The organism is Halorientalis marina, from assembly GCF_023028345.1.
GTDB classification, from domain to species: Archaea; Halobacteriota; Halobacteria; order Halobacteriales; family Haloarculaceae; genus Halorientalis; species Halorientalis marina.
On record NZ_CP095488.1, the window covers coordinates 376,381 to 391,910 of the forward strand.

12 protein-coding genes and 1 pseudogene are annotated in these 15,530 nt (G+C 59.6%); 3 read left to right on the forward strand and 10 right to left on the reverse strand.

Translation table 11 applies throughout. The features are described from left to right. Positions 1-70: 70 nt before the first annotated feature. The gene (locus MUG96_RS20840; protein WP_246989087.1) at positions 71-502 is read right to left on the reverse strand and encodes a DUF7970 domain-containing protein; all 432 of its coding nucleotides are present in this window, start codon (positions 500-502) and stop codon (positions 71-73) included. Next, a complete protein-coding gene (locus MUG96_RS20845; protein WP_246989088.1) occupies positions 499-1,338 on the reverse strand; it encodes a ParA family protein in 840 nt (279 codons plus the stop codon). The genes MUG96_RS20840 and MUG96_RS20845 overlap by 4 nt, the downstream gene beginning before the upstream one ends. A 358-nt stretch (positions 1,339-1,696) precedes the next feature. Here MUG96_RS20845 and MUG96_RS20850 point away from each other — a divergent pair, with 358 nt between their 5' ends. Together MUG96_RS20850 and MUG96_RS20855 are read left to right on the forward strand one after the other, a co-directional pair. Then, positions 1,697-1,945, forward strand: coding sequence for a hypothetical protein (locus MUG96_RS20850; protein ID WP_246989089.1), 249 nt, complete (start codon positions 1,697-1,699; stop codon positions 1,943-1,945). Between the two features lie 460 nt (positions 1,946-2,405). Then, the gene (locus MUG96_RS20855) at positions 2,406-3,425 is read left to right on the forward strand and encodes a DHH family phosphoesterase (protein ID WP_246989090.1); all 1,020 of its coding nucleotides are present in this window, start codon (positions 2,406-2,408) and stop codon (positions 3,423-3,425) included. Positions 3,426-3,559: 134 nt separating this feature from the next. On the opposite strand, the pseudogene MUG96_RS20860 reads toward MUG96_RS20855, so the two are convergent. The 3 genes and pseudogenes from MUG96_RS20860 to MUG96_RS20870 form a co-directional block, all read right to left on the reverse strand. After that, positions 3,560-4,277, reverse strand: a pseudogene (locus MUG96_RS20860) (DUF2270 domain-containing protein). Between the two features lie 555 nt (positions 4,278-4,832). Then, positions 4,833-6,413: a long-chain-fatty-acid--CoA ligase gene (locus tag MUG96_RS20865; RefSeq protein ID WP_246989091.1), complete on the reverse strand. Its 1,581-nt coding sequence runs from the start codon at positions 6,411-6,413 to the stop codon at positions 4,833-4,835. A 356-nt stretch (positions 6,414-6,769) separates the two neighbouring features. Beyond that, positions 6,770-7,531 carry a phosphorylase family protein gene (locus MUG96_RS20870; RefSeq protein WP_246989093.1) on the reverse strand — a complete coding sequence of 254 codons (762 nt, stop codon included), beginning with the start codon at positions 7,529-7,531 and terminating at the stop codon, positions 6,770-6,772. A gap of 216 nt (positions 7,532-7,747) precedes the next feature. Here MUG96_RS20870 and MUG96_RS20875 point away from each other — a divergent pair, with 216 nt between their 5' ends. After that, complete coding sequence (locus MUG96_RS20875) at positions 7,748-8,452, forward strand: tyrosine-type recombinase/integrase (RefSeq protein WP_246989095.1); 705 nt, start codon at positions 7,748-7,750, stop codon at positions 8,450-8,452. Between the two features lie 116 nt (positions 8,453-8,568). Here MUG96_RS20875 and MUG96_RS20880 read toward each other — a convergent pair whose 3' ends face one another. The 5 genes from MUG96_RS20880 to MUG96_RS20900 all read right to left on the reverse strand — a co-directional run bounded on the left by MUG96_RS20880 (position 8,569) and on the right by MUG96_RS20900 (position 15,017). Then, positions 8,569-11,196 (reverse strand): PAS domain-containing sensor histidine kinase, encoded by a 2,628-nt coding sequence (locus MUG96_RS20880; protein WP_443984572.1) that lies wholly within the window; start codon positions 11,194-11,196, stop codon positions 8,569-8,571. Between the two features lie 239 nt (positions 11,197-11,435). Then, on the reverse strand, positions 11,436-12,242 hold the full coding sequence (locus MUG96_RS20885) for a recombinase family protein (protein ID WP_246989100.1): 807 nt from the start codon (positions 12,240-12,242) through the stop codon (positions 11,436-11,438). 63 nt (positions 12,243-12,305) lie between these two features. Continuing rightward, positions 12,306-12,845, reverse strand: coding sequence for a PIN domain-containing protein (locus tag MUG96_RS20890; RefSeq protein ID WP_246989102.1), 540 nt, complete (start codon positions 12,843-12,845; stop codon positions 12,306-12,308). Between the two features lie 6 nt (positions 12,846-12,851). After that, positions 12,852-13,556 (reverse strand): ArsR/SmtB family transcription factor, encoded by a 705-nt coding sequence (locus MUG96_RS20895; protein ID WP_246989104.1) that lies wholly within the window; start codon positions 13,554-13,556, stop codon positions 12,852-12,854. Positions 13,557-14,243: 687 nt separating this feature from the next. Continuing rightward, a complete protein-coding gene (locus MUG96_RS20900; protein ID WP_246989107.1) occupies positions 14,244-15,017 on the reverse strand; it encodes an IclR family transcriptional regulator in 774 nt (257 codons plus the stop codon). Positions 15,018-15,530 lie beyond the last annotated feature (513 nt).

A 15,530-nucleotide genomic window follows, 5' to 3' on the forward strand; every position in this document is an offset into this window, starting at 1 on the left:
AGTGGTGGGAGTCCCCGGGTCGCTCCCGTCGGTCTTTCGCTCACGAAAGCGGAATCCGGACTGGCTACGATCACTCCCAGTCGTAGCCGTACCGTTCGGTCCGGAGCGTTGCCGCGACCAGCTCCGGATGGTCGAGCGCCGTCTCCATCGCAGCCTCGAGAACGTCCGTCTTGGTCACCTCTTCGCCTAAATCTCCCTCGACGGCATCTTTGAGTTCGGGAATACGCGCTTCGTTGTAGTCCCGGAGGTAGACGGGTCGCTGGGACCGGTGTTCCTTGACCGCGTCCCGTTTGTAGATGTACGGGAGCGTCTGTGAAAACGACTTTGCGGCGGGTTCGTCGTCATCGTCAGGTTCCGTCGCTGGGGTCGCAGCCCCCTGTGCGTTCACCGGGGATTCGGATGCGGGCGGGTCCTGCGTCGAACGGCCCACTTCGGAGTCCGAATCCGGCTCGTCTTCGTCCGAGTCCTCCGCGAACGGGTCGTCCGTCGATCCTTGCTTCATGCCGGCACCTCCTTCTGCCGGCGGATGTACTCGGCTAGCTCGTCGAACTTCTCAAGCGTGTCGAGTTCGTGGTCGCGGTCCCTGTCGCGGTGCTCGTCGATATAGCGAAATGCGGTACATTGCTGGTGCCAGCAGCCCTCAAGTAACGACGAGCGCTTCCTGAACGTGACGGGCACCGCCCAGCCTTCGTCCCTGAGTTCGCCCAAGAACTGTTCTTGTGTGTTGAGTCCCTCGTACCGGTTGGGCACGATCGCCAGCACGCCCACCTCGATGTCCAGGTTCTCTTCCAGTCCGCCGACGATGTCATCGAGTCCCTGCACGGACTCGTAACCCTTCCCGCTCGGCTCGAAGGGGATTACGAGGTGGCGAGTGGCGTGAATCGCGTTGTGGAGTTTGATGTCCGGACTGGCCGGCGGATCGATGATGAGCGTATCGTACGCCTCGTTGACGCCGGCCCCACGGAGGACGCGCAGGAGTTGCTTGTTCGGATTGAACGATTCCCCGAAGTCGGAGGCCTCCTCTGCCCGCCGCTGAAGGTGTTTCGACGCGTATTCGAGGATATTGTGTGCGGGGATAATGTCCATGCCCTCGCTCGTTTTCACGAGGTCCTCGAACGGGCCTCGGGGCCGGTCGATCATGTGCCTGAGGAGGCTATCTGCCTCCTTGTCGTTTCGATCCCCCGCGACGTCGAGGAGGTGCGAAAGCGAGGCCTCCTGCGTGTCGAGATCGATGAGTAAGACGTCATTGCCGGCTCGTTCCTCGGCTTTGGCTAGGTTTGCCGCGAGGGTCGTCTTCCCGACGCCACCCGCCTCGCTGTAAACAGTGTATGCCAGCATACCCGATAGGTGGCCCCGGTGTCAAATAAAGCTAAGTCAGACAACTTAGCTAAGTTAGCCAGCTAAGTGAGCTAGCTAAGTCAGTCAACTGAGTTAGTTAGCTAAGAAAGTCAGCTGAGCTAGAAAGCTGGGTTAGTTGGGTAAGTCAAGTAAATAAGCTAGTTAGCTGAGTTGTTCAAGTGAGTAGGCTGAGTCAGTCAGCTAAGTTAATTAGCCGAGTTATTCGAGTGAGTTCGTTGACTGGGCCAGTCAGACGAGCGACCTGACGGGCTCAGACGACTGTGGAGTTTCACCAAGCCGTTTCAAGCGGCTCAGTTTGGTGCCCTCCACGGGCTCAGGCCGTGACATCCGGCTACCGATGACCGGCCTGACGAAACAGACCCGGGGGTTCCAACTCGCGCTCAGAGGGAACCGGCAGCGTACCGGTGAACCGCTCGGTATCTCTCTCGGCATGATCGATGAAAAGGAGGGGGCGACGGTCGTCGTGCCGATCATCACGACAGCACCCCGCGTGCGGGTGAAGACGCGACCAGGCTTTGCACTTGCCGAGGAAGGACACTGTGACCAGCCCGTCGAGAGAGGAAGAAATCATCGAGACAGGACGTAACCGACCCCTCCCTACTTCGCTCGGTCTTGCGACCTCGCTCGTTGAGGGAGGGGCTTTGATGTGGGACTCGCCCTCAGTTGTCGCCGGGAAGGAAGGTCGTTCCTCACCCGTACCGAACGACCTTCGGGGTCGGCGCCCCCACCATTCAGGGGCCGGGCTACTGCGGCCCGTGATACCGGCGACGTGTGCGACGGTATCACTGACTACTGATACGGTGGCCCCCGAAAAAACCCCTTCGGATAGCGAGTCTATCAGCGACAACACCGATGTTCGTTTCCCACCGTGTCGGCTTCCTCTCCGGCCTACTCGCTTCGTGCTTCCGACCAGTCGGAAGCCCTCGCTCCTTGGGGGCCGAGGCTCCGCCTCGGAAAATGCTGAAGAAGGTCAAGTATGAAGACAGGTGGTTGCTCGTCTCGATATATCCTGCACTGTAACTGTATCGAGATCGTAGATTTATGTAATGAGTCAGCCACAAGATCTCCAGGAACTCCTCGAGGAGGGCAGTGAGATCAACATCGTCTGCCACAACAACCCCGACCCGGATTGTCTCGCGAGCGCACTCGCACTGGGGCGAATCGCAGCTACGGCTGGCATCGACGAACAGCAGATCCTCTATAGCGGGGATATTTCTCACCAGCAGAACCGGGCGTTCGTCAATCTCCTCGATGTCGATCTCCAACCGTTCGATCCCGAAACCGTACAGAATCGCAAACCGGACTCGTTGCTCGCACTCGTCGACCACTCCATCCCGGGTGAGAACAACACGGTACCACCCGATGCGGACATCGATATCGTGATCGACCATCACCCTGCCGAAGATATCGACGCTCGGTTCGTCGATCATCGCCCGGACCTCGGAGCGGCTGCGACGATCCTGACGGAGTACGTGCGCACCCTCGATGTCGACCTCGAGACGGATCTCGCGACAGCACTCCTGTTTGCCATCCGTTCGGATACGCTCGACTTCCTCCGTGGAGCGACCCGCGAGGACTACGATGCGGCAGGGCATCTTCACGAAACCGCGGATCCGGACCTGATCCAGCAGCTATCGACGCCGTCAGTGTCTGGGGGCACCCTCGACGCGATTTCGACCGCGATCGACAATCGGCGGATAAACGGAGCGGTCCTCATCTCCCACGTCGGCCGGACCTCCGAACGGGATGCGCTCCCCCAGGCCGTCGATTACCTCGTGAGACTGGAAGGCGTGCAAACTGCCATCGTGTTCGGACTCGTCAACGGCAGTATCCAGATCAGCGCTCGGTCACCGGATGCACGAGTGAACGTCGGAAGGGTACTGAACGAGGCGTTCGAAGACGTCGGGAGTGGCGGTGGGCATCAGGACGTCGCGGGCGGTGAAATCCCGCTCGGTATCTTCGCTGACTACACGTCCGACGACGCACAGTTGCTCGATATGGTCGAACAGATCGTTACCGCACGCCTGTTTGCGGAACTCAATCTGTCCGAAAAAAATGGAGAATAGCACGAACGACCAGTCGTCGCGTCGCGGTCGGTATCGTCCTGTTCACCGCACTCCAAGCAGGTCCGGTCGTATCGGCCTTCGACCGCACCCCCACGGTCAAAGGGGGGTCTCGGTTGGCAATACGGAGAGCAGATTCACTGGTCCGATTCTTTCCAATCGTCCGTGTCTCCCTCGCGAAATTCGCCCTTCGCATGGCGCTCCCGGGGCCAGAAGGCAACAGTCAGCAGTGCAACGTGGAACATACCAACGACTGCGACTACGATGCTGCCGGGGAGACGGCAGATCCCGGCGGCTGGTAGCCAGTCTTGGCGCGGTGTGACCGACGAAATCCTGAAGACCCACGCAACGAGTAACACACCGAGCAGGGCGAGATACACGCGCTTCAGCCGGTTTGCGACCGCTTCGGCGTACGAGACTTTGAGCGTCGGGTGCCGGTAGTCCAGGCTCAGGTCTACCCGCCAGTCGCGGCTTTCCACACCCTCGGACGGGTCGAGGGCGTTTGCAAACAGGTTCTCCCGGAGGAGTCGAACGCGCTAGCGAAAGAGGTCGTAGTCTCGATACCGTCGCGCTTCGATGCCCAGAAAGATGGTGGCGACGACGACGCCAACTACTATGATGAAGTGAGGGTTGTCGGGACTCGAAAATGCCCACGTCAGAATCGCCGCCAGCAGGGTGACCGCCCACGTCGTCTGGTCGAGGCGCTGGCGCCACGTCCCTACTCGGTCTATCTCTCCGCGGTGGGCGTGGGCCATCGCCGAACCGAGCCCCGCGCTGTCGTCGACCATTTTTTCGACCGATCTCCCGCTGGTCCGTCGTCGTCGGATCGACCTCGACGTCCGTCGAGTCGGCCATAGCGGAGTGACGGCGTCTCGTTTCATAAGCGGCGACGGTACCGGCGTGAGAAGTTCATTCAATTGAGTGCTTTCCGGCACAAAGTGGTATCTATACCGCCTGTGTCGAGTACCATCTCGATACAGTGAGAGAACCCTGCCGCTCAACGTGTGTGGCAATCGCGTACAATAGCCTTATCGAAATCTTCGGTTGGGCACAGGTTCCGTGATACCTACTGAACATACCCTGCTGTCTGTAACAGTCTATCCGTCGTGCGTCACTGAGGTTCGACTCGACTCGTCCCGAGCTCAGGGAAACAGCAGTATCTGCTATTGGCAGGCGGACCAGTGCAAGATGCGGGGCGCGACTGCAGCACCAGTTCCGTTGAATCCAAAGCTGCCATGACACGAGCCGAAAGGGGGCTGACCGAAGAACATTCAGCTGACCTCGTTGCACCACGACAGACCGCCGACGCAGGTCCTGACAACCGCGCGAGCAGATCACGCGTATGTTCGGACTTTTGGGAAAGGTACGTGTTCAGTGGAACTGACCACGGAAGAACCGGAACGGACGGCGTCACTCGACAGGGTCGCCGTGGGATTTCCGAAGTTCGACCTTGCGGATCTTGCCCGTGGAGGTCTCGGGAAGGTCGTCGACGAGCTCGACGACGGTCGGGCACTTGAAGTGTGCGAGATTGTCGCGGGCGAACTCGATGACTCCCTCCTCGGTGAGGTCGGCGCCGCCGGCGGGCACGACGATTGCTTTGGGCGTCTCGCCCCACTTCTCGTGGGGGACGCCGATCACGGCGACGCGCTCGATGTCGGGGTGGTCGTAGAGGGCGTCCTCGACCTCGACGCTGGAGATATTCTCACCGCCGCTGATGATGACGTCTTTCTTGCGGTCTTTGATGCTGATCATCCCACGCTGGTCGATGGTTGCGATGTCCCCGGTGTGGAACCACCCCTCGACGCGGTCGGTGAACGCCTCGCGGGTCTGGTCGGGCTTCTCCCAGTAGCGGTCCATTATCTGGTTGCCGCGGACGACGATCTCGCCCATCGCCTCGTCGTCACGGGGGACATCCTCGCCATGCTGGTCGACGACGCGCAGTTCCGTCCCGAGCATGGCGTGCCCCTGGCGGGTCTTGATGGCGAAGCGGCCCTCGCTCGCGATCCGGCGTGGCGAGTTGCTTGTCGTGATGAGCGGACCCGTCTCCGTGAGGCCGTAGACGTGCAGGATGTCCCAGCCGAGTTCGTCCTCGACAGTCCGAATCGTCGCTTCGGGCGGCGGGCTGGCGGCGGTGGCGATCCTGACCGGCTTCTCGCCCGTGGCGGCGACGTCGGTGTTCCGGTAGTGGTCGATGAGGCTGTCGAGCACCGTCGGCGCGCCACAGAGGTAGGTTACGTCGTGGTCGTGAATCCGCTCGAAGGCACCGGCGGCGTCGAAGTGGCGCTGACAGACGTGTTTCCCACCGACGCCCGTGATGACGTAGGGGTAGCCCCAGCCGTTGACGTGGAACATCGGCAGCGTCCACAGGTAGGCGTCGTCGTCCGTGATCTCGGTGTGGTGAGCGGTGATTAGCGCGTGGTAGTGTTCGGTGCGGTGTGTCCGGACCACGCCCTTGGGGTCGCCGGTCGTCCCGCTCGTGTAGTTGATCGTCGCGGGATCGTCCTCGGAGATGTCGGGGCGCTCGACCCCGTCCGGGTCGGCTCCCGCCAAGAGCGTCTCGTAGTCGAGCCAGTCACCGTCGACGCCCTCGGCCGGGTTCGCGACGAACGTCTCGGCGGACACGGCGTCGCGGACCGCCTCAACCTTGCCCGCGTACTCGTAGTCGGCGACGACCGCTTTCGCCCCGCAGTCGTCGAGGATGTACTCGTAGTCGCTCTCGACCAGGCGATAGTTACACGGGACCGAGACGGCCCCGAGTTCGTTGATCGCGAACAACGTCTCCAGAAACCAGTGTGTGTTCGGTGCGAGGAGCGCTACGCGGTCGCCCCCCTCGATACCGAGAGCAGAGAGTGCCGCAGCCGCGCGGTCGACCCGCTCGCCGAACTCGGCGTAGGTGTACTCGGTGCCGTCGTGGGCGACCACGCCGACGGCGTCGCCGTAGATGTCGACTCCCCTGTCGAGGAAGTCGAGCGTTGTCATCTGTCGATGCATAGTATGCCAAGACCCAACTACGAAGGATAAAGCTCTTACCCCACTGGGGGTCGAACACGCGACCGTCGCCCGCTGGGGCTTCATGGGACTGGATGCCGGCGGTTTCCGGCTCCATCAGAACCGGTATGCGAACGGTACCACGTCAAGAACTGGGCCGGTATCCCGACGTGAGGTGACGAGTCGGGAACCTGTCTCCGCTTTTGTCACTGGCCCGCGGACCCCTCGTAGCTGTCGGCGTCGGTACCAGTCGGCGGTGATGTGCGCTCGGAGTCGCCTCCCGAGGTCGCCGACCTGGTGGTTCGACCGCTCCATACCGTCTCGATTTCGTGATGCTCGACCCATTCAGTCCGGCGGAGTTACGGGTCTGCCAGGTGATTCTCCAGGCCGGCCACGACTGGGTCGAACATCTCCGTTACTCCCTGGTCCTGTTGGAGTTCCGGCTGCCACTCCTCGGGCGTCAGAACGCCACCCAGTTCGTGGACGGTGGCGGTGTCGACACCACGGTACTGACACACTGCCCAGATCGCCGCGGATTCCATGTCCAGCGTGACGACGCCGTCGTCGCCGTACGCGCTGATCTCGGGGACCGTTTCCCGGTAGAAGGCGCTCGTCGTCCACGTCCGCCCCCGGAACGTGTCGAACCCCCCATCCGAGAGCGCGTCGTCCAGACCGTCGACGAGCGACGCTGTCGGTGTCACAGCCACCTCCTCGGGGATGTAGTGATAGGAGACCCCCTCGTCTCTGATGACCCCGGTGGGGAGAATCGCCGCGTCGGGTGGGATGTCCGTCTGCAGTCCCGCGGCACCACCCAACAGCAGAACGGCCTCGGCGCCCGCTGCGATGCAGTTCTCGGTGACCATCGCCGAGATCGGCGCACCGGTCCCCCACTCGTGGACGGGGACGTACCCGACCGTCTCAGACACCGGGTACAGCTGCTGTGACCGGACGATATCGACCGGCGAGTCGGCCCGCGGTTCGACGTACGCCGTCAGCTTGGGCTGGTAGCCGAGAATAACGGCTGGTGGGACCTCCGGCAGCCCCTCTCTCCCCATCCCGACCACCTCTGTCGGTGAGAAAACTGCGTCAGCGCCGTATTTGTCCTCGTAGTTCGGAATCACGACCCCGTCTTCGCTTCGACCCTTCAAAACCTTTCATTGCTTTCGTGATACAGTTCCGGTTCCCCGAGATTCTGGAAATCGAGCATATCGATCCTCGCGATCTCGAGTAGGTCACGGCGGGTCGTGCGAGATAGAGCCTCTATATTCAGCAGTTACTAATTTGACTGGTCAAGATATATTGGCCTTCAATTCCCGCAAGCGGCGTTCTCGGAGTGGATGACAGACGATTACGATGAGTCGAACGAATGGGCCCAGCAGCATCGACAATCGTTGACCACACGGCACACACACGAGGATGTTCTCACCGACCGGGAGTTCGAATTACTGCTGGAAGCGTGTAGTTCGCTGCCCGAACCGCGGGATTTGCAGGCGCGGTTTGTCTGTCTGGCTGCTGGTCGGCTTGGATTGCGTGCTGGTGAGATTGCACACTTCCGTGCCGAGTGGCTCGATTGGGATCGGATGTTGCTCCGCATTCCCCAATATGAATCCTGCGAGTGCGGCTACTGTCGCCGGCAAGCATCCCAGGAGACAACGCACAATGAGGACCTCACGCAGGAAGAAGCGATGGAGGCTCGGTGGCACCCGAAGACGGTCGCCTCTGCTCGGTCGATCCCTGTTGATCTCTCGCTCCGGGTAGAGCTGTGTCTGGAACGGTTCACCGACGAGTACGACGCATTTCCACGGTCACGCACCGCTGTCAACAGACGCGTGACGGCTGCTGCCGAGGCCGCAGATATCGACGGTCGAGTGTATCCACATTGTCTCCGTGCGACCGCTGCCAGCTACCACGCCTATCAGGGCGTCGCGCCGGTTCCACTCCAAGCGCTCATGGGCTGGAGCGACCTAGCGACAGCACAGAAGTATATCCGCATCTCCGGGAGAGCCACAGCAGATGCTCTTCGGCAGGTCCATCACCGATGAGGGCAGTCTACTATCTATCAGGTTTCATCGTGGGTACTGAACGGACAGTTCGTGCACCGATCTGAGTCTGATAGCTGCCAGACCTGATTATTCAGCAACTGTTGAATATAGAGGGTCTATTCACCGATGGTCTCAACACCAGTAATCTTGAACCGCGCTCCACCAGTTTCGCTGTTGGCGACAGAGATGTCCCAGCCGTGCGCCTCGGCAATCTCCTGCACGATGCTGAGCCCGAAGCCGGTGCCGTCGTCTATCGTCGAATACCCGGCGTCAAACACCTCGTCGCGCTCGCCTTCGGGGATACCGGAGCCGTCGTCAGCGACATAGAAGCCCTGGCCATCTACTAGGTTGCCGACTGTCACCGTGACGGTCTCACCGCCGTGTTCGACCGCGTTCCGGAACAGGTTCTCCAGCAGTTGTTTCAGTCGGCTCGAATCGGCGTGGATCACCTGCTCGGTCTCAGTCACGAGTGTTGCCTCGTCTATCTCGACGTTCCGCCAGCAGTCGTCAATCGTGTCCGCGAGATCGACCGCTTCCAGTTCATCTACTTGTTCGCCCTCTTGTGCGAGCGTCAAGACATCGTCGATGAGTGCGTCCATCCGGTCGTGGGCTTGCGCTACGTCGTCGAGATGGTCGCTGTCGCACTCTGACTGTGCCAGTTCCAAGCGTGTCGTCGCCACGTTCAACGGGCTGCGAAGATCGTGAGAGATGATGCTGGCAAACTCGTCGAGTCTGTCGCGCTCACGCTGGAGTTGCTGTCGCTGTTCAACGTGGTCGAGCGCAACTTCAACATTCGCTGCGAATACGTCCGCGAGTGCTTCATCGGTCGCGTCGAAAACGTCCGATTCCGGTGCCGAGAGGATGAACACACCGTAACCGCCGAGCGGAAGGATGTATTCACTGCGAAACGGTGTCTCGGGGTCGAACGTCTCGTCTGCCTCGCGCACATCCGCAGGGCCCTGAGTTTCACCCGTTCGGTATGTCTGCCCCGCCAGACTGTCATCGATGGGGAGTGCGGGCGGCGAGCCATCAAGCAGGTTTTCGGTCTTATCCGCCCATGCGACGGGCGCGAGCGCGTCCGCCTCCGCGTTGTAGCGATGGATCCCGTTCATCGGCTGATCCAGCACCCGCGTAGCCGTCTCGGACGCACGTGTCGCCACCTCCTCGGTGGTCGTTGCCGTCATCAGGTCGCGTGTCGCACTGTGTAACTCTTCAAGAGCATCTTCGTGTTCTTCGCGCTCAGTGATATCGCGGACAACACAGATTATCCCCCCGTCGTCGGTTGCTGTAAGCGACAACTCCTGCGGGAACGTGCTCCCGTCCTTGCAGCGTCCGGTCACTTCCCCGCGCCAGCTTCCCTCCTCGGACAGTGCCGGGATAATGTCTTTCTCGAAGCGCTCAATTTCCTCGTCGTCGTAGCACATCCGCCACGTCTCGCCGAGAAAGACTTCTGGGTCGTCATACCCGTAGATGTCGGCGTGAGCCTCGTTGACGTAGACATACTCCTCGTCATCGTTGAGGAGTGCCATCCCGTCTATCGCTGTATCCATCGCTTTCGCGCGGGTGGTCAGTTCCTGCTCTCGTTGCTTGCGGTCAGTGATATCGCGGTACAGCCAGAGGTTTGCCTCACCGTCGGGCAGACTGTACGGTACGTAATCGCGCTCGAGCACGCGACCGTCAGCAAGGGCAAGTTCCCCGTTGTAAACGGGCTCCCGCTGTTCGATGCGGGTGCGTATGCCATCGATGAATCCCTCGGGATCAGCAAACAGATCCTGGAGTTCTTCAGCTGCCGCGTCGCAATCTCGTCCAATGAGGTCGTCGCTGTCGAGCGGGACGCCGAGGGTTTTTCCCAACTGGTCGTTCGCCATAAGCACGTCGCGCTCGGTATTTTCGACAAGCACGCCCATCGGAAGGTGTTCGACGACCGTCCGAAGAACAGTGTGTGTCTGCTCAAGTTCCTGTTGGCGCTCTTGGCGCTCGGTCATATCCCGGACAGTACAGACAAGTTCGCCATGCTCGGTCGTGGCTACCCGGTGGTCTTCGCGGAAGGTGCTCCCATCGGCCCGGAGCCCAGTCGTCGTCCCGTGCCAGAATCCCGTGTCTTTGACCTCTGGGAGGATCGTCTGGCGTGCGGTTTCGACCTCGTCTGCGGGGTAGATCAACTCCCAGTGTTCGCCGACCATCTCGTCAGGGTCGTAGCCGTACAGATCGGCATACGCCTCGTTGACGTAGAGAAACTGGTCGTCTTCATTGAGGATGCTGATCCCCTCGTGAGCGGTTTCGATGGCCTCAAGATGTCGCTGCCGAGCACGTTCGCTCTGTCGTTTTTCAACAGCGTTGCGAATCCGGTTAGCAAGGACAGTATATTGCTCGGTGCCGGACCCCTTCTGGAGGTAGTCCGTGATGCCCGCCGAAATCGCATCGCTGGCGACTTCCTCACTTCCCTTCCCGGTGAACAGGATGAACGGTAGGTTAGGGTGGTTTTCGCGGAGGGTTTCGAGGAACTCGATGCCGTTCTGACCGGGCATCTGATAGTCGCTCACGATGCAGTCGAACTCGTCCGTAGCGTCCGCCAGTCGTTCCGACCCTTCACTGGCACTCGTTGCGGTTTCGACGGTAATCCGCTCATCCTCGCGTTCGAGCATATCGGCCGCTAAATCTGCGAAATCCGGATCGTCATCGACGTGAAGGACGGAGATACTCGATGGTTCGTTCACGATGTTGGGGAATTGAAAATTGCGCATCATAAAGTTGAAGCACTGATTCTCAGACGAAATAATACGAAGAGATAGTGGTCCTATCAGGAGATATCATTCGCTGGCAGTGACTCTCGAACTGAGGCGTAATAGCTTGCATACAGCCACGTCTCCGGTAGTCGATACGAACGTCAATCACCCGGACGTGCAAGATATGCGCCCTGTATTTTGCAATTGCCCCACTGTCATCTACTTGATGACTGGTTCTCCAAATTAGGCAAGAGCCGTCATTGTTGAAGACGGCCAATCTCGTCTCGGACGATAGCTCGGATCTCTTCCTCCGGCAGGTCGTGTTCTGTCGGGACCTCCAGCTCTGGGAGCGGCTCCAGTTCCTCGACGGCAGCCTGGAGGCGACCATCCTCCGCCTCGGCGTGGAAATAGAGATTGCGACGGTCGTCATGGAGGTTCCGCAGCGTCGACTCGGCAATCGGGATTCCATCGGCGGCTTCGGCGTAGGTGGAGTCCCGTTCGACGCGTTCGAGGGCCCGCCGGACTGTCAGGAACTCGTCTGCATCGACCTGGAGGTATCCACCCTCAACCGCGAAGCCAGCTGGTGGCCGTCCGGTCCATTGACCAGCAGTCTGTGCGGCGTCGATGCCGGACTGCATCCGCCGGAGTTTCTGTTTGTGCTCGACGCGTGCGAGGTCGCCCATCACGCCGGCGATAAGCTGACTGACTGCACGGTCGACGAGGTCGTCGTCGAGGCTGATCTCCAGGCCGACCTCCAGATCGCGGACGCCGGTTTCGTTGGTGAGGCAGAACTCCAAGAACTCGTGTATCTCGCCAGCGCCGAGGCGAGACAGCCGTGAGAGTTCGTGTACCACGACGACATCTAGGACGTCACTCTCGATATCCTCGCGAAGACGCTGGTACTCCTCGCCCCAACCTGTGTCAGTGCCGCTGATGATGTCGGCGTATGCGTCTACCTCCGGGTCGTCGTAGTTCTCCTTGACGAATTCCTGGAGCTCGTCGAGTTGTCGTTGTGGATCCTGATCGGCTGTGGAAACACGGGCGTAGATCCCGATATCAGACATACTTCGTTTGAACGTTAGCAGGGGTATGATTCCAATCGCTGTTCATTGTGGGGTAATGCTGTGTCATTCAGAACGCTCACGCGTGTACCACTCTGCTATTTGTTCGAGGAGAATACCTGCATCGATGAATTCGGCTCGCTCGTATCCGAAGTCACTGAGTATCTTGTCGAAGCAGGTACCAGCCGCCTCGTCAGAAGTCACGATACCGATATCTGTCGCGGTCCCCCGCTCGAGAGAGTCCGCGGCGACGGACACCAGCTTGATATCCGTTTCTTCGATCTGATCAGGGGTTCGGTTTGTGCGATCGGCAATACATTTGTGTGTTGCTGTTTCGATTTCCATGTGGGGAACGACGTAGTCTTCTGGTACCTGGATCAGGCGTGCCCAGTCCTCTGAGAGAGCACGTTCTAACGTCCGATGGCGCGCATATTGTCGGTCGATAGTACTGAGTTCGTCTGCAACGGCTGGGTGGATCAGGAGTGTCCACTGTTCCCGGTTGAAAAACGCCGAAAGTGCGTCGCTCCGCTCGCGCTGGGGTGTTCCTGCTTCGATGAACAGATTTGCGTCTGCGAGGTATGTCGTCGTCGGTGACAGCTCAACCATCGCGTGTCACCGGTCTGCGTTCGTCTCTGTCTGGGTCTGGTTCGTCTGTTCGTCGCTCTGTTCGGCTGGTTCGATGACGATGCGGGTCGTCTCGTCGTATTGCACTTCGACCGGACCGTCGTCTGCTGTCGGGGGGCCTGCTTCGCTGGCGTCGCGAATCGATTCATAATATGGATCCACATCACGCATCGTCTCGATCGTCTCTTTCAGGGCGACGAGAATCGTGATACCAATCACCGCAGGGAGATCGAGTTCGCGGGCGGCCAGGCGTTCGGACATGCGGCCGTCGAGGTACGGTTTGACGTATTCGACGACGCGAATGAGTTTGTCGACACCGTGCTCGTTGACGAACGCCTTGACGTCCTCATCGACGACTTGCTGGCCGACAGCTGCGAGTGTTGTCGGTGTCAGTGTCGTAATCTCACCCTGTGACAGCACGCCCAACTGAAAGGGGTTGGCTCGATAGCGGCGCTGTCGGCCGTCTTCCTTGGTCGTTACAAGTGGCGTCTCCCGAAGATCGGCGAGAGCATCGTAGACTGTTGACTCGGGAATGCCGGACGAATCAACCAGATCTTGAGTTGTAGTCCACTCTCCGTGTTTCAGAAGCTCTGTGTAGAGATAGGCGAGGCGCTCATCGTCCAAAAGACGGAGGACGCTCCCCATCAGTTCTGTCGTATCCCCGGTGGCGGGATGAGCTGATCGACCTGCCATCACATATTCTATACTCTCTGGAATGTAGAAAGGGTTCCGGTGATTAATACGGACATCACACCCCGTTTTGGCCGGTCCTTCTTGCGGAGGTGGCTCGATATATAAAATACACCGGCTTTCTGCGGGGACGCAGAAAGCACTACCTTTTCACTCGTATTTCGAGAAGTATTCTACTGGAGAGTGGCGCAAATTGAGCCACACTTTGCTGTTTACTGATACAACGGACTGCCAACTCCGATTTGAGAGGAAACCGGTGGAGTCGCTCTCGAAAATGACGGTGGCCGACTTTGCTACGTAGTCGGGAAGACAACGCTGATGAACGCCCGCAGCGTCGTCTGCCCTCCGTCGGTTTGGACTGTCACATTCTGAATCTACTATACTGAAAGCCAGAAGTTCGTGAAGAGGTAGGTCGATGGTAGAACTGTTTCAACAGCGCTAAGCCGGGAACTCGCTGGCGGAATATCCGATTACTTTTGGCATCCAGTATAGTGGTCCGAACGGGACTCCGTCACTATATCCGTTCATAACGTGTGGGGCCGAGACAATACAAACAGTCGATACGTTCTGAGCGGTGTGCTGAATACACAGCGCGTGTGTAGCATAGTAAACATTGCAACCCTGTGAACGCCAACAGTTGTGTAGAAGTTCGAGAAGATAGCGACTCGATGAATCCACATTCGGTGGTGCTCATTCGACCGCCGAGGACAGTTCGAGTTCAAGTGCGTTCGCAGCGCCGGAGACGATGTCCGGGACTGTCTTCGAGAATTGCTCTCCACGCAGCCGGTTCTTCGGTCCGGAGACGACCAGTGCACCGACCTGCCCGTCGGGTGACGAGACCGGGCTGGCGACCGCCCGGAACCCCGTGATCGACTCCTCGTCGTTGAACGCGACGCCCTCGGCCCGTGCGGACTCGATCTCCCTGAACAGGTCCTCGGGGCTGGTGATTGTATTTTCGGTCCGTTCAGGCAACCCGTGCTGATCGATGACTGCCTGCGTCCTTTCGCGAGGTAACCGTGAGAGAATTGCCTTCCCGGCAGCGGTATCGTGGAGGGAGATCCGAGCGCCGAGTTCCTTGTAGGGCTGGACGGCCAATTCGCCCTTCGCTTTTCGCAGGCAGACACCGCGTCCGTGCTCCTCGGCGACCAGCCAAGCGATTTCGTTCGTCCGTTCTGCCATCTGCTCGAGAAACTGCTTCGAATCCTCGTAAAACGGGTTCATCCGCTGCGCCCGCGCCCCGTGGGTAAACAGTCGTAGCCCTAGCGTGTACTGGGTATCGTCTTTCCGCAGATACTCCTGTTCGACGAGTGTCGAGAGATGGGCGTGGAGCGTGCTCCGGTGCATGTCCAGGGCGTCGGCTAGTTTAGTCAGCGAGGCGTTCTCCAGCTCGCTCACCGTCTCGAGGATACGAACGGTCGTTTCGGCGGTTTTGACCGTTCGATGGCCCGCGTCGTCGTCGCCCATACTGATAACCGAGCGGCTTCGGGTCTATATAGGTCATGGTGCCCTGATCGATGATGTGGGGAGAGATGTTCGGGCGCCACGATTGGCTCGACAGTTGTCCCAGCGGAAATTCTACGCTTGACCTGTTTCGATATACCAAACAAACCGGACGTAATGTTGCCGACAGGGGCACGTCCGAACGACCCGTCCAATCGTCGGACGAACCGAACGTCCACTCCTCACAGTGCCATATCTCTCGCCGATAGGACGGGACCACTGCCCGACGGACATCCGCGTCAGGGCACGGCGGCGACCGACGATTCTGAGGCCGTTTTGGTTATTACAAACCGTCTCGCGGTGGTTTCGGCCCATCAGAGTGGGTGGTCTGACCGGCACTGGAGACGGAGACGGGACTCTCACAGCCTGAAGCGCGCTTTTTACCCGGTCCATAGAGATATCAGACTACAATCGGAGCGGTGGTAATCGCGGTGGATGGTTTCGGTAATTAGGTATAAATTCTACAATCATCGAATA

Excerpts from the sequence above, each read along its gene's own strand:
- MUG96_RS20840 (WP_246989087.1), bottom strand. The coding sequence starts at position 502 with ATGAAGCAAGGATCGACGGACGACCCGTTCGCGGAGGACTCGGACGAA.
- MUG96_RS20855 (WP_246989090.1), top strand. The coding sequence starts at position 2,406 with ATGAGTCAGCCACAAGATCTCCAGGAACTCCTCGAGGAGGGCAGTGAG.
- MUG96_RS20845 (WP_246989088.1), bottom strand. The coding sequence starts at position 1,338 with ATGCTGGCATACACTGTTTACAGCGAGGCGGGTGGCGTCGGGAAGACG.
- MUG96_RS20875 (WP_246989095.1), top strand. The coding sequence starts at position 7,748 with ATGACAGACGATTACGATGAGTCGAACGAATGGGCCCAGCAGCATCGA.
- MUG96_RS20850 (WP_246989089.1), top strand. The coding sequence starts at position 1,697 with ATGACCGGCCTGACGAAACAGACCCGGGGGTTCCAACTCGCGCTCAGA.
- MUG96_RS20890 (WP_246989102.1), bottom strand. The coding sequence starts at position 12,845 with ATGGTTGAGCTGTCACCGACGACGACATACCTCGCAGACGCAAATCTG.
- MUG96_RS20865 (WP_246989091.1), bottom strand. The coding sequence starts at position 6,413 with ATGCATCGACAGATGACAACGCTCGACTTCCTCGACAGGGGAGTCGAC.
- MUG96_RS20880 (WP_443984572.1), bottom strand. The coding sequence starts at position 11,196 with ATGCGCAATTTTCAATTCCCCAACATCGTGAACGAACCATCGAGTATC.
- MUG96_RS20900 (WP_246989107.1), bottom strand. The coding sequence starts at position 15,017 with ATGGGCGACGACGACGCGGGCCATCGAACGGTCAAAACCGCCGAAACG.
- MUG96_RS20895 (WP_246989104.1), bottom strand. The coding sequence starts at position 13,556 with ATGGCAGGTCGATCAGCTCATCCCGCCACCGGGGATACGACAGAACTG.
- MUG96_RS20885 (WP_246989100.1), bottom strand. The coding sequence starts at position 12,242 with ATGTCTGATATCGGGATCTACGCCCGTGTTTCCACAGCCGATCAGGAT.